Genomic DNA, 13,879 nt, shown 5'->3' with positions numbered 1-13,879 from the left:
GTCAAAGACAAACACAGCTATGATGGCTATCATCGTTGTTTATATCTGGCAGTATGCAGGTTATATCATGCTGATCTATGTAACAGGTCTGACACAGGTACCTAAAGATGTACTGGAAGCATCTCAGATCGATGGCGCAAATGCAGTTACAACATTATTTAAGATCAAGATTCCGATGATCGCAGCTACAATTACAATCTGTACATTCCTTACTTTAACATCAGCATTCAAACAGTTCGATGTTAACATGGCTTTGACAAATGGTACAGGTTCTGTTGCAAGTTTCTTCGGAAACTATCTGACAAACGGTACTCAGATGCTGGCTCTGAATATTTATAATACAGCGATCTCCAAGAACAATTATGCACTTGGTCAGGCGAAAGCTATTCTGTTCTTCATTATCCTGGCTGCTGTATCTATTATTCAGGTTAGAATTTCCAATAAGAAGGAGGTTGAAATGTAATGGTTACGAAGAAAACTCCAAAGGTAGTGCTTACAGCTGTTGCGATTGTTATCGCAGCGTACATATTATCTCCTTTTTATCTGGTACTTATTAATACATTTAAGAATGCAAACGGTATTGTTGCAAACCCTGTAAGCTTTGCAGGTGCAAGCTTTGCACAGTTTAAGACAAATATTTCAAACGTTGTCAACAACTCTAACTTCAGTTTCTGGAGTGCATTCGGAACATCTGCGACCATTACAGTTGTTTCCCTTGTATTACTTGCTTTATTCGGTGGTATGGCTGCGTGGGTTATCTGCCGTAACAAGACAAAATGGTCAACAGCTATTTACATGACATTTATCGCATCCATGACAATTCCTTTCCAGGTAGTTATGCTTCCTCTGGTTTCTACATTCCGTGATGTAGGTAAATTCCTTGGAATCAACATGCTTCAGTCTATTCCTGGTATTGTATTTGCATACTGTGGATTCGGTGGTGCTATGACAGTATTTATCTTAACTGGTTTTATTAAAGGTATTCCATATGAACTGGAAGAAGCAGCAGCGATTGACGGATGTTCTCCTGAGGGAACTTTCTTCCGCATTATCCTTCCACTTCTGAAACCGGTTATTGTTACTGTTACTATTCTGAATGGTATGTGGATCTGGAATGATTACCTTCTTCCTTCTCTGATGTTAGGACAGAATGGTAAGGTTAAGACTCTTCCGGTTGCTGTACAGGCGTTTGTTGGTTCTTATGTTAAGCAGTGGGATTCGATCCTTACTGCAGCACTCCTGGCAATGATTCCGATGATCATCGTATTCCTGCTTGCTCAGAAGCAGATTATGAATGGTATGGTTGAGGGTGCTATTAAATAGGCTTGCAAATACTTTTTGAAAAGCTGTCGTTTTCCTCATTATTGGGGAACGGCAGTTTTTTAATGGTTTCAAAGGGGACGCGAAGAAAAATAAATGTTTTGAACCACGGCTGCGGGGGCAGGAACTCTAAGCCTTTGGAAATTTGCTAAAACCATGCCAGAAAAATTCAAACTCGCTTCGCTCAGACAGTGAATTTTTCTGACATAACGCAAATTCCCAAAGACTAAGAGTTGCTACACCCCCTGTAGATGTGGTTCAAAACATTTATTTTTCTTCGCTGTGAACTGGCTGGGACTGTGAATGATAGGTATGGAAGTGTGTTATTGGAGATGGAATGGATAGAAACGGAACATAAACGGAATAGAAAATGATAGTATAAATTTTACAGATATGGGCTTGAAATGTTGGAGGTTTTATAGTAATGTAGGTGATACAACGCTTAAGGCGAGGGCTGTCTCAGGACAGTCTGTTTTTGTGAAGAAGGATGAGGAAAAGTTTTATGGAGAGGACGAAAGAAAGGTCATCGTTTCGTAAGAAGTTTATCGGTGACAGGAAGTTTTATATGATGGTTCTGGCTGTGGCTGTTCCGATCATGATCCAGAATGGAATTACGAATTTCGTGAGTCTGCTGGATAATATTATGATCGGACGAATCGGTACGGAGCAGATGTCGGGGGCTTCCATTGTGAATCAGTTGATTTTTGTCTATAATCTGTGCATTTTCGGAGGGGTATCCGGAGCGGGTATTTTCACGGCGCAGTATTTTGGACAGAAGGATCACGAGGGTGTGAGGCAGACATTCAGATATAAGTTCTGGATGGCTATGATTCTGACGATTGGAACAATTTTACTGTTTCTGACTGTTGGAGAGAATCTGATCAGTATGTATCTTCAGGGAGAGGGTACTGCGCAGCAGATTGCAGATACGCTTAAGTATGGAAAGCAGTATCTGGATATTATGCTGTTGGGATTGCCGCCGTTTATGATGGTGCAGATTTATTCCAGTACTCTGAGAGAGTGCGGAGAGACTGTTCTGCCAATGAAAGCCGGGGTTGTGGCAATCTGTGTGAATCTGTTGTTTAATTATCTGTTGATCTATGGTGTATTTTTCTTCCCTAGACTGGGTGTGAGAGGTGCGGCAATTGCAACTGTGCTGTCACGTTATGTGGAGGCGGCAATTGTAATAGGCTGGACACACAGGCATACGGAGAAGAATGCATTTGCAAAGGGGCTGTACAGCACGCTTAAGGTTCCTGCGAATCTGACAAAGAAGATTCTGGTCAAGGGTACACCGCTGTTGTTTAATGAGACTTTATGGGCTTCTGCCATGGCGATGCTGACTCAGTGTTATTCGATTCGAGGGCTGAATGTGGTTGCTTCGCTGAATATTTCCAATACCATCAACAATGTGTTTAATATTGTGTTTATTGCGCTGGGAGATTCTGTTGCGATTATTGTGGGACAGCTTCTGGGTGCGGGAGATATGAAGAAAGCGAGAGATACAGATAACAAGATGATCGCGTTCTCAGTGATGTGCTGTACCTGTGTGGCAATGGTGATGTTTGTTATGGCACCGCTGTTTCCAATGCTCTATAATACTAATGATGAGGCGAGGGAGCTGGCGAAGTATCTGATTATGCTCACAGCATTCTTTATGCCGCAGAATGCGTTTTTGCATGCAACCTATTTTACCCTACGTTCCGGTGGAAAGACGATTATTACGTTCCTGTTTGACAGTGTGTTTATCTGGTGCGTCAGTGTGCCGATCGCATTTGTGCTGAGTCGTTATACAGGTATTCATGTGCTTGTGATTTATGCATGTGTGCAGCTGGCGGATCTGATTAAGTGTGTGATTGGGTTTGTGCTGGTTAAGAAGGGTGTGTGGCTGCAGAATATCGTTTCATCATGATAAAAATTTTCAATAACATTTGGCTTGACTAACCGATATACTATAGTGTATTATCAGTGAAAGTCAAATAGAAACAGTCTTATAAAACTATTATAATATGACTTGTGTTTGATTCACATCATGCTATTTGTGAATTGATATATGTAACATTAATTCTCTTTGCACTGCATTACATTCAACAGAATGCGAGATCAACAGTACAAACTGAGCAGGCGATGCCCGAGATGCTCGAGGGCGTGGGGCCGGGCCGCGCGAAGCGGCAGCAGATATGAAAATTTTCAGACATATCTGTGGGACAGTGTATGTTCCGCAGGTGTGTCTTTTTGTTTTCTGAAAAGTATGTTTTGGAAAGATTTTCTTTTAGAGGGATTTTTTAGGAGGATTTTCTGAGACAGGTGCAGTTCCGAAATACAAAAAGACCCCTGTAAGACCGCACTTTGATAAGCCACAGAAAGGAAATATGTTTTCTGACTGTGGCGCAATGTATGTGACATAAGAAGAACCTGTAAACTCAAATATAGGAAAGTACAAAAGCTTATATATTTGAAAAGAAAATTTAGGAGGTCCTGGTTTATGGAACAGACAAAAAAATTAAACATGACAGCAATGTCAGACAAGACAAACAGTAACACGACAGCTAAGAAGGAAGAGCCTGCATGGGAACATAAGGTGGCAATGAAGGTATCAGGTGTGAGTATTGCAGTAAACCTGTTACTTTCCTTATTTAAATTACTTGCCGGAATTCTGGCACATTCAGGTGCCATGATCTCAGATGCGATTCATTCAGCATCTGATGTGGGAAGTACTTTCGTAGTAATAGTCGGTGTGAATTTATCCAGCAAAAAATCCGATAAGGAGCATCAGTATGGACATGAGCGGATGGAATGTGTATCTTCCATTATTTTGTCCGGGTTACTTCTGGCAACCGGTATCGGAATCGGTATGAATGGAATTGAGAACATTATTAAGAGTACTTCAGGAGCAAGCATTGCAATTCCCGGAACATTGGCACTGATTGCGGCAGTTGTTTCTATTGTAGTGAAGGAGTGGATGTTCTGGTATACCAGAAGTGCTGCGAAGAAAATAAATTCCGGTGCACTGATGGCAGATGCATGGCACCACCGTTCAGATGCAATGTCCTCTGTTGGTGCATTTATCGGTATCCTGGGTGCGAGACTTGGCTTCCCGATTCTGGATCCGATTGCCAGTGTTGCAATCTGTGTACTGATCGTGAAAGCATCTGTAGATATTTTCAGAGATGCCATCGATAAGATGGTTGACCATTCCTGCGATGAGGCAACAGAAGAGAGCATGAGAGAAGTGATCATGGGTGTGAAAGGCGTGAAAGGAATCGACCTTCTCCAGACACGATTATTTGGTTCTAAGATGTATGTGGATATTGAAATCTCAGCAGATGGTGAGATTCCACTGAATGAGGCACATGACGTTGCAGAGAATGTTCATCATACTATAGAGAAAAATTTTAAAGACGTAAAACACTGCATGGTTCATGTGAATCCGGTGAATGAGTAAATAAAAAGCGAGACTGTCCGAAGTATAATCTGGGCAGTCTTGTTTTTTATTGGATAATCATCTATGCTATAAGCGAAACTCGTATTATCTGTTCTTTGTATGGCAGTAAGTCTGGGAAGCGTACAGAAAATACAGGTAGCGAAAGGACTGCTATAGAATAGCAGAAATCACTTTTTTATTGAGAAACAGATAAATTTATTTGTTTGACTGGAAATTTTACGTAAATATAACATGGACATTCCATGGAATTGATATTCAAAGTTTATAATTCTAAATGTTATGGGATGTCAGAGTCAAAAGGTTTGATAAATTTTGCCACTGATATCACGAATAAAAAGAGTGAGGAATTATCCGAATGAGAAAACAACAGAAAAAGACAAAAGAAATTACGGCACCTGTATATATGATGAACAGAGAACTGTCCTGGCTGAAGTTTAATGAGAGAGTTTTAAATGAGGCGGGAAATCCAAGAGTTCCGCTTGCAGAGAGACTGACATTTGCCGCTATTTATCAGTCAAATCTGGATGAATTTTACAGAGTCAGAGTCGGAACTCTGATGGATCAGATGGAAGCATCTGAAGTAATACGTGAGAACAAAACCAATATGACCAGTGAAGAACAGGTAACTGCAATCCTTCAGGCCACCAGAAATCTGGATCAGAAAAAGGCAGCTATCTATGAACAGCTGATGGGAGAACTGGAGCCTTACGGAGTGCGTCTGATCAATTTTAACAGATTATCTGCAGAGGAAGGCAAGCTTCTGGAAACATATTTTGATCAGGAGATCGCACCGTATCTGTCTGCAAATATTGTGAGCAAACAGCAGCCATTTCCATTCCTGAAAAATAAAAATATTTATGCAGTGGCATCACTGATGAGCAAGGGTGGAAAAACAAAAACAGCCATTATCCCATGCAGTAATACTGTATTCAGACGTTTGATCGATATTCCCACAAGAAAAGGGACTTTCATGCTTTCAGAGGAGCTGATCCTTCATTTTCTTCCAAAAATGTTTAAGAATTATGAGATCAGGGAGAAAGCGCTGCTCCGTATTACCAGAAATGCAGATATTGATACAGAAACCATTTATGATGAGGATTTGGATTACAGGGATGCAATGGAGAATCTGATCAAGCAGAGAAGACGAATGAATCCTGTGAGAATGGAGTTATCCAGAGACTTGAATAAAAAGATGATAAGTTCGCTTTGTAAGGAGCTTCATGTGGATAAAGAACACGTATTTTTGACCAGAGTTCCGCTTGATATGTCTTTTGTATTCGGACTTCAGGGATATCTGAGAAATACTGCCCAGGATAAACTTTTCTATCAGAGAAGAACTCCCAGAATGACGCCGGAGCTGGATGGCAAGAGAGCCCTGATTCCACAGATCATGAAGAAAGATGTACTGTTATCCTATCCATTTGAAAATATCAGATCTTTTATTAATCTTCTGAATGAGGCTGCAAAGGATGATTCTGTTGTATCCATCAAGATGACATTATATCGTCTGGCGGACAAGAGCCAGATTGTAGATGCTCTGGTGGAAGCAGCAGAAAACGGAAAAGAAGTTGTTGTACTTGTAGAGCTGAGAGCCAGATTTGATGAGGAAAGCAATATTGAATATTCCAGAAAACTGGAAGAGGCAGGCTGCAGAGTGATCTATGGACTGAATGGATATAAAGTACATTCCAAGCTGTGCCTGATCTCCAGAAAAACAGATAAGGGTGTGTCCTATATCACACAGATCGGTACAGGTAATTATAATGAAAAAACATCTGCACTTTACACAGACCTGTCGCTGATCACAGCAAACCAGGAAATCGGAAAAGAAGCAGCAGAAGTGTTTGCAGCTCTTCTGAAAGGGGAAGTTGTTGAGAAATCCAATCTTCTTCTGGTTGCACCGAAATGTCTGCAGAACAGAGTTCTGGATATGATACAGGAAGAAATCGACCAGGTGAAACAGGGAAAGGAAGGCTATATTGGAATCAAGATCAATTCCCTGACAGATAAGGTGATCATCAATAAACTGGTAGAAGCATCTCAGGCAGGTGTTAAGATAGAAATGGTTGTCAGAGGTATCTGTTGTCTGATTCCGGAGATAAAAGGATACACAGAGAATATCAAGGTTATAAGTATTGTAGGACGTTATCTGGAGCATTCCAGAATCTACCGTTTCGGTACAAAAGAAAGAGAAAAAATATATATTGCATCTGCTGACTTTATGACAAGAAATACAGTTCGTCGTGTGGAGGTGGCTGCTCCGGTTCTTAATGAGAAATTAAAAGAACGTCTGGACTGGATGTTCGAGACCATGATGAATGATGATGAAAAAGGAAAGAGACTGACAGAAACAGGAAATTATGCAGACAGAAGCCTGAATGATGTCAAACTCAATTCCCAGGAAATCTTTTATGCTATGGCATACAGCAATGCGGAGAAGACCCAGAAAAAAAGAGAAGATTGAAAAGTAGAAGATTAAGAAGAAATATTTGTTGACAATATTGTAGATTGCCTGAAAAAGATACTATGTGGATTAGTATAATAGATTCATATAGTATCTTTTTGATTACTTCTATGATTACTTTTGATCATCCGAGATAAAACGAAAACGCCCGAAATCCAGTAAATACAAGGTTCTCGAGCGTTTTTAAGAGCAGGGGATGAGAGAATCGAACTCCCACCAAAGGTTTTGGAGACCCCTATCATACCATTTGACCAATCCCCTATCAAAACCAACTTGTAAAATTTCTTTTACTGTTGCAATTATACATATAAAAGCAACGATTGTCAAGCTTATTGTGCATTTTTATTATAAAGAATTTTAAAAAGAAAGAGCGGAGATGGAGGGATTTGAACCCTCGCACCGGTTGCCCGGCCTGCCGCATTTCGAGTGCGGTCCCTTCAGCCTCTTGGGTACATCTCCATATTAAGATTAGAAACAGTTCTGAAGTGTAACTGGAACTGATTTTTATTATATAAGGAATCTACGGAAAGGTCAATTCTTTTTTTATTGACGAATTGGTTTTGCTGTAATAAGATAATAACAAAATGCGGTTGTGTACCCTCTGGATTGCTATTGTCCGGGGATAATAAGCAACTGCGAGGAAAGCAGATAGGTGACGATCATGACAGATAAAAAGAAAATAATTCTGGAGGCTGTGGAGAAGCTGACAGATACTTACCGTAAAGAAGAACTCTTTCTGGGAAAGGACAGAGAACGTCTTCCAAATAAGAAAGAGATCATTAACTTCATTAAAGATATGAGGTCTATTATTTTTCCCGGATATTTCAGTGTGGATTCCAGTGCCAGCGTGTTTCCGGAGCATTATGTGGCATATCGCCTGAATGATCTGTATGACTGCTTGCAGGAACAGATTGAGATTGCATTTTTATATCAGGGTGAAGAAGAACAGAAGGCCAAAGAACATGCAGAGCAGATCACAGAGAGATTTTTTGCAAATGTTCCGGAAATCCAGCGTATGCTGCTGACTGACCTGCAGGCAGGTTTTGACGGTGACCCGGCTGCTAAGAGTAAAGAGGAAATTATTTTCTCTTATCCTGGATTTTATGCAATTTATGTATATAGACTTGCACATGTCCTTTATCTTGAGAATGTACCGTTTATTCCGAGAATAATGTCTGAGTATGCACATGGTTATACAGGAATTGATATTAACCCGGGCGCAACGATTGGAGAATATTTCTTCATTGATCATGGAACCGGTGTTGTAATTGGTGAGACTACAGAGATTGGAAGGAATGTGAAATTATATCAGGGTGTGACTCTTGGTGCGCTTTCCACCCGTCAGGGACAGCTGCTTGCCAATGTGAAGAGACATCCGACAATCAGAGATAATGTGACAATTTATTCTAACTCTTCTGTGCTGGGCGGTGAGACTGTGATCGGAGAGAATACGATCATCGGAGGTAATACCTTTATTACAGCATCTATTCCGGCAAACACCAAGGTCAGTGCGAAGAGTCCTGAACTTGTGATCAAGAAACCAAGAAGTTCAGTGGAAGCTACGAATGTATGGGATTGGGAGAACTGATCTCTGGTTAACACTGTAAACAGGAATTATTTTACAAATAAGCAGCAGGTGGAAATTTGCTTATATCAGGAGGAGTGAAAGCTCCTTCTGATAAACTGCGTAGCAGTTATTCGGTATAGAGCTGAGCAGCGAAACGGATGATTTTATCTGCCTGACAGAATTGTTTGTCAGATGATAATTTGTATATGTTGTTAAAAAAATAGAAAAAATTTAAATTTAGTGTTGACAAATACAGTTTCATCATATATACTAATCTTCGTTGATGCGACAGAGATACACAGACAACAAGCTGTGCGGGTGTAGTTCAATGGTAGAACACCAGCCTTCCAAGCTGGATACGTGGGTTCGATTCCCATCACCCGCTTATGCGATAGTGGCGTAGTTGGTAACGCGCGACCTTGCCAAGGTCGAGACCGCGGGTTCGAGCCCCGTCTATCGCTCTTTCAACTGAATATTTGCGGGTGTAGTTCAATGGTAGAACACCAGCCTTCCAAGCTGGATACGTGGGTTCGATTCCCATCACCCGCTTGTGCGATAGTGGCGTAGTTGGTAACGCGCGACCTTGCCAAGGTCGAGACCGCGGGTTCGAGCCCCGTCTATCGCTCTTAGGACTTCGGATTTTCTGAAGTCCTTTTTTCTTTTAAGAACTACTATAAAAGAACTGCGGCATATCTATTTGATAAATATGCCACAGTCCGTTAGGAAGGATTATAGTATAGAATTATAATTTCAGATGTCGGCTTGTACTCAGGATTGTTCTGAGATAGTGTCGGAATCACCGTAGAAGGTCAGAAGACAGAGACCGCAAATTCCTACCAGACCATATATGATTCTGGAAATCCAGCTCATGCTTCCGAAAAGGAGAGCAACCAGATTCAGATTGAAAAAACCGATCAGTCCCCAGTTAACAGCTCCGATGATGGAAATCGTCAGTGCCGTATATCTTAAACATTTACTTCCCATAAGTCACCATCCTTTCGTCTCCCTGTGGCTGCAGACAGCTCTGACAGGAATCATAAAGCTATTACATTTCATATTGTTCCATGGAAGACAAAAAATATGCACAGCAGGTCCAAATTAATTTTGAATCGCTGTGCGTATTTTAACAGAATCAAATAAGTTCCCTGCCTCAATTGAGGATCTCTGTCTGACAATCGGATTATTTTACTTTAAGTATCTGTCTGGCATTTGCGTCTTCATCGAAGGAAAATGCCTCCTGTGCCTGAACCGTTACATCACTCTCATCTGTCAGTGTAAATGCCTGGCATACATTAACGGTCTGTCCGGGCTGAATCTCAGCTGTAAAATGATCGATGGCATCGTCATTATTCTCGGGAATCGCTGCCTCGCAGGATTCTCCATGCTGGTAAGCTTTTAGGCTGACATCAACCATTGCACTGGATGCAGAGGAAGAATTATTGGTGTAATCGTAATAAACCATAATACATGGATTTCCGGCAAAGTCTTTGGTGATCGTATGTTTGGTATATTTGATCGTAAATTTTTCTGTTGTGAGATTAAGCGTATCATCTGCAGATGCCTCCGGTGCATTGGAAGAAGAACCTGAGGAATCTTCGTTATCCATATTGTTGAGGGAGTTGTTTATTTCCTCTTCAACACTCTTGAAGTTTGCTGACATGATTTTTACTGTCTCATCATCCAGAGAAACAATTTTCCATCCGGAATCTGTTTTGATCACCGGATAGGTGATATCTGTTTCGGAGAATACATCTTTTTCCACTTTTTTTGCCTGTTCATTCAGAATGGAAGCAAGTTTTGCCTGTGTCTCCTCTTCTGTAAGCTGGTTTCCGGCATAAGCGTTGGAAACGATCTGACGGAGAAATTCAGTGATAGTCGCTTTATAAATATTGGTTCCGTCAATGTAAGTGATATGTGCTGTGACAGAAGCTGTACCATTCTGGATGTCGAATCTGTTTCTGGTGATTTTATAGGTCATCTTTTTGTTAATTTCTGAGAAGAAATCCGTGTATGCGGCATCGCGGATATCTGCATTGTCCAGTGCTGTGAGATCGCTGCTCTGGATCATGGATTCCATTGTATTGAAGTCCATTTTCTTCATACTGTCAAGAAAATTTTCAACTGCCTTGCGTGGCTGCTGTCGCTGATAGAAATAGAAACCTGTACCTCCGCCAATGACGAGAACCAGGATCAGAATGAAAATAATCAGCCCGGCATGTCCTTTTTTATTACCTTTTGTCATATTTCCTCCTGCCTTAGAGCATAACCGCTCTGAAACGTATTATGTTAAAAAGTTTCGGTTTTGTATCTGCAATAACATTCATGCAGATGTAATGTTACTGAGAACAGAGTAACAGTAACGATATAATTGATTATATCAGAATGCGTTGACAATGGCAATTGTCTTACTTATAATCAAAATTATAGTAATCAGAGTGGTTACTGTTCACACACCACTGTCCCGCGAGGTGTTTTGGCATGAATATGCCAAAATCCCGAGACATACAAGCCAAAATTCCATTGCCGCAGGCAATCTGGAATGAATTTTGGCTACGTTACTGAGAACGGAGTGAACAGTAACATCGGAGCGGATAAAATAAAGAATAATATGTGAAAATACAGAAAGAAGGCGTGGATCTATGAAGTATGAGAGTTCTTTTAAATCAGAAGCAGACGGGCTTGAGATTTCGGTCATGGCACTGATACCGGATAAGAAACCCTATCGTGCAGTTGTACAGCTGGTTCATGGAATGAGTGAGCATAAAGAGAGATATATTCCGTTTATGCAGTATCTGGCAAAGCTTGGATATGTGGTGGTGATCCATGATCACAGAGGACATGGAAAAAGTGTAAAACATCAGGATGATCTCGGCTTTACATACGGTGGGGGAGCACAGGCGATGCTTCAGGATATCCGAACAGTGAACAGGAAAATCCATGCATACTATCCGGAACTTCCGCTGATCCTGATGGGGCACAGTATGGGCTCGCTGGCAGTGAGGGCATTTGTGGCAGAACATGACAGCTGTGTAGATATGCTGATCGTGTGTGGTTCGCCAAGCTACAATACTGCCATGCCTCTGGGAGTTGCCATTGCAAAGACAGAGAAAGCAGTCTTTGGACCGAGACACAGAAGTAAACTTATCGAAACAATGTCATTTGGTGCAGGGGCAATGAAATTCCGAAAGGATAAGAGGTGTACAGCCTGGATCTGTTCTGATCCTGATGTGGCGAAAGAATATGAGGAATCCGAATTGTGTGGTTTCACTTTTACGGACGATGCGTATCTGGCATTATTTGAACTGATGAAGCGTGCCTATGATGTGGAGCATTTTTCCTGTACAAATCCAGATATGCCGGTATTGTTTGTAAGCGGGGCTGAGGATCCCTGTCTGATCAATGTGCGCCATTTTGCAAAGACAGTGCGGGCTATGCGACGGGCCGGTTATAAAGATGTAAAGGGGAAACTGTATCCGGGAATGCGTCATGAAATTCTTAATGAGATCGACAGGGAGCAGGTTTATCATGATATTGCTGTCTATATGAGAAAAAAAGGTTTCTGAGTGGATGTATAAAATGGAGAGATATCCGGTTAAACTATAACGATCTGTAACCATTTGTTGTTTGATGGCTGCGAATTGCTATAGAACCATTAAAATCCATTTTAAGAGAGGGGAACCGGATATTGGGAAAAAACAAAATGATATTGTTGCTGATACTTGTTTTCAGCCTTGGCTGTGCAGGCTGTACGGAGAAAAATCCGGCGGCAGAACAGGGAGAACTTGTAAAAAATGAGAGACTGTCGGAGCAATTCGGCAGTCTTTCTCGCTGTTAAGGTATAAGACTTTACGTTTGAAAGAAAAAATGATAAGATAGTTTCATCTGTTAAGGTGTTGAACAGTTATAAAAGTTATAAATATGAGGAGGTTTTTATGGAGAAAAACGAAAACGAAGAACTGCTGGAACAAAGCCCGGCAGCGATTCAGCAGGAAGATACGCCGGAAATTGCAAAGAGCGGGGAAGAAGAGCCGGATACAGAAGAACAGAAAGTCTCTAATGGAAGATTTATACTCTGGAGTCTGGCGGGAGTGTATCTGTTGTATACAAGTTACAGTCTCTGTAAGGGATATGTGACAGGCGAAGAAGGAACAAGTATGGGATTTATGCTTGCCGGAATTGCATTTGCAGCTATTGGTGCTGGTCTGCTGTTTTTCGGCATTAAAAATATGCTCTCAGAAGAGAAGATCAAGAAAGCAAAAGCAGCGAAGAATGCGGCAATGGAAGCTGCCGCAGGCGGAGAACTGAAGAAAGAGGATGCATCCGGGCAGAACAGATCAATGAGCATTGCTGAAAGGGCTAATATGGTTAAGAATCTGGAAGACGAAGAGGAAGACGGGGAAAACGAGAAAGAATGAAAATATTGATCACATTGCTGAAACCGTTGTCTTTTTTACCGGCACTGCTGATGATGTATATCATCTTTTCATTTTCAGCCCAGCCGGGTGAAATTTCAGGTAATCTGAGCTATAAAATAAGTTATGAGATCATAGAAACGAAGAGCGAGCTTTTGTCAGAGAATCTGAGCAGTGAAGAGATTGCCTATAAGGCAGATGGAATTCACTACTATGTGAGAAAAGCGGCACATATGACAGAGTATTTTCTGCTGGCTATCGCTATTTCTTTTCCTTTATATGTCTATGGTGTGAGAGGAATCTGGCTGATGCTTCTTGCGGGAATTGTCTGTGTGGGATTTGCAGGGCTGGATGAGTATCATCAGTCTTTTGTGGATGCTCGTACACCGGCGGTAAAGGATGTGGGAATCGACAGTATAGGGGCGTTTATCGGAATACTTCTTGTTCAGGCATTCTGCTGGTCTGTACTGAATAATCCTAATAAAAAGAAGAAAAAAAGAAGTCATTAAATAATCAGGAAAAATACATATTCAAAAAAACGGAAAGACAAAAAGGAGCTGCCACATTAATAAGAACTTAATGTGGTATGCTCCTTTTGACATTGGTTCACTGGTAATATCCTGCGAAGTGTGTTGTTGTGAACAGTAATTTTTGACTTGAATGTACACTTG

General features: G+C 41.1%; 12 protein-coding genes, 6 tRNA genes and 1 riboswitch. Of the genes, 14 read left to right on the top strand and 4 right to left on the bottom strand.

Annotated elements, in window-relative coordinates; genetic code table 11:
- From AC075L_RS13790 to ppk1, 5 genes are all read left to right on the top strand, one after another.
- Positions 1-463: carbohydrate ABC transporter permease (locus AC075L_RS13790; protein ID WP_476387803.1), on the top strand; the 463-nt coding region annotated here is incomplete at its 5' end.
- Complete coding sequence (locus AC075L_RS13785) at positions 463-1,323, top strand: carbohydrate ABC transporter permease (RefSeq protein WP_476387802.1); 861 nt, start codon at positions 463-465, stop codon at positions 1,321-1,323. The genes AC075L_RS13790 and AC075L_RS13785, both read left to right, overlap by 1 nt.
- A gap of 499 nt (positions 1,324-1,822) precedes the next feature.
- Positions 1,823-3,232, top strand: a complete 1,410-nt coding sequence (locus AC075L_RS13780; RefSeq protein ID WP_055200029.1) for an MATE family efflux transporter — start codon at positions 1,823-1,825, stop codon at positions 3,230-3,232.
- A gap of 194 nt (positions 3,233-3,426) precedes the next feature.
- Positions 3,427-3,533: riboswitch (NiCo riboswitch) on the top strand.
- 305 nt (positions 3,534-3,838) lie between these two features.
- The gene (locus AC075L_RS13775; RefSeq protein WP_055200046.1) at positions 3,839-4,765 is read left to right on the top strand and encodes a cation diffusion facilitator family transporter; all 927 of its coding nucleotides are present in this window, start codon (positions 3,839-3,841) and stop codon (positions 4,763-4,765) included.
- 355 nt (positions 4,766-5,120) lie between these two features.
- Positions 5,121-7,229: a polyphosphate kinase 1 gene (gene ppk1 / locus AC075L_RS13770; RefSeq protein ID WP_118408818.1), complete on the top strand. Its 2,109-nt coding sequence runs from the start codon at positions 5,121-5,123 to the stop codon at positions 7,227-7,229.
- 190 nt (positions 7,230-7,419) lie between these two features.
- Here ppk1 and AC075L_RS13765 read toward each other — a convergent pair.
- Both AC075L_RS13765 and AC075L_RS13760 read right to left on the bottom strand, forming a co-directional pair.
- A tRNA-Trp gene (locus tag AC075L_RS13765) sits at positions 7,420-7,490 on the bottom strand.
- A gap of 110 nt (positions 7,491-7,600) precedes the next feature.
- A tRNA-Ser gene (locus AC075L_RS13760) sits at positions 7,601-7,688 on the bottom strand.
- A gap of 202 nt (positions 7,689-7,890) precedes the next feature.
- Here AC075L_RS13760 and epsC point away from each other — a divergent pair.
- From epsC to AC075L_RS13735, 5 genes are all read left to right on the top strand, one after another.
- The gene (gene epsC, locus AC075L_RS13755; protein ID WP_118408816.1) at positions 7,891-8,817 is read left to right on the top strand and encodes a serine O-acetyltransferase EpsC; all 927 of its coding nucleotides are present in this window, start codon (positions 7,891-7,893) and stop codon (positions 8,815-8,817) included.
- A 293-nt stretch (positions 8,818-9,110) separates the two neighbouring features.
- A tRNA-Gly gene (locus AC075L_RS13750) sits at positions 9,111-9,181 on the top strand.
- Positions 9,182-9,184: 3 nt separating this feature from the next.
- Positions 9,185-9,257: transfer RNA gene (locus AC075L_RS13745), tRNA-Gly, on the top strand.
- A gap of 17 nt (positions 9,258-9,274) precedes the next feature.
- A tRNA-Gly gene (locus AC075L_RS13740) sits at positions 9,275-9,345 on the top strand.
- 3 nt (positions 9,346-9,348) lie between these two features.
- Positions 9,349-9,421, top strand: a tRNA-Gly gene (locus AC075L_RS13735).
- Positions 9,422-9,564: 143 nt separating this feature from the next.
- Here the strand turns inward: AC075L_RS13735 and AC075L_RS13730 are convergent.
- Positions 9,565-9,780 (bottom strand): DUF378 domain-containing protein, encoded by a 216-nt coding sequence (locus tag AC075L_RS13730; RefSeq protein WP_118408814.1) that lies wholly within the window; start codon positions 9,778-9,780, stop codon positions 9,565-9,567.
- A gap of 196 nt (positions 9,781-9,976) precedes the next feature.
- Entirely contained in the window at positions 9,977-11,038 is a 1,062-nt protein-coding gene (locus AC075L_RS13725) for a DUF5067 domain-containing protein (protein WP_055053484.1), read from the bottom strand.
- 397 nt (positions 11,039-11,435) lie between these two features.
- On the opposite strand from AC075L_RS13725, the gene AC075L_RS13720 reads away from it, so the two are divergent.
- The 4 genes from AC075L_RS13720 (at position 11,436) to AC075L_RS13705 (ending at position 13,717) form a co-directional block, all read left to right on the top strand.
- Positions 11,436-12,359 (top strand): alpha/beta fold hydrolase, encoded by a 924-nt coding sequence (locus tag AC075L_RS13720; protein ID WP_118408812.1) that lies wholly within the window; start codon positions 11,436-11,438, stop codon positions 12,357-12,359.
- Between the two features lie 122 nt (positions 12,360-12,481).
- On the top strand, positions 12,482-12,631 hold the full coding sequence (locus tag AC075L_RS13715; RefSeq protein WP_173681902.1) for a hypothetical protein: 150 nt from the start codon (positions 12,482-12,484) through the stop codon (positions 12,629-12,631).
- 97 nt (positions 12,632-12,728) lie between these two features.
- Entirely contained in the window at positions 12,729-13,211 is a 483-nt protein-coding gene (locus tag AC075L_RS13710; protein WP_118408810.1) for a hypothetical protein, read from the top strand.
- Positions 13,208-13,717, top strand: coding sequence for a VanZ family protein (locus tag AC075L_RS13705; protein ID WP_118408808.1), 510 nt, complete (start codon positions 13,208-13,210; stop codon positions 13,715-13,717). The genes AC075L_RS13710 and AC075L_RS13705 overlap by 4 nt, the downstream gene beginning before the upstream one ends.
- The last annotated feature ends 162 nt before the right edge of the window (positions 13,718-13,879 follow it).

This window comes from Blautia sp. ZXY-1-B12 (assembly GCF_056339915.1).
This window is presented reverse-complemented; position numbering and strand designations above follow the sequence as displayed.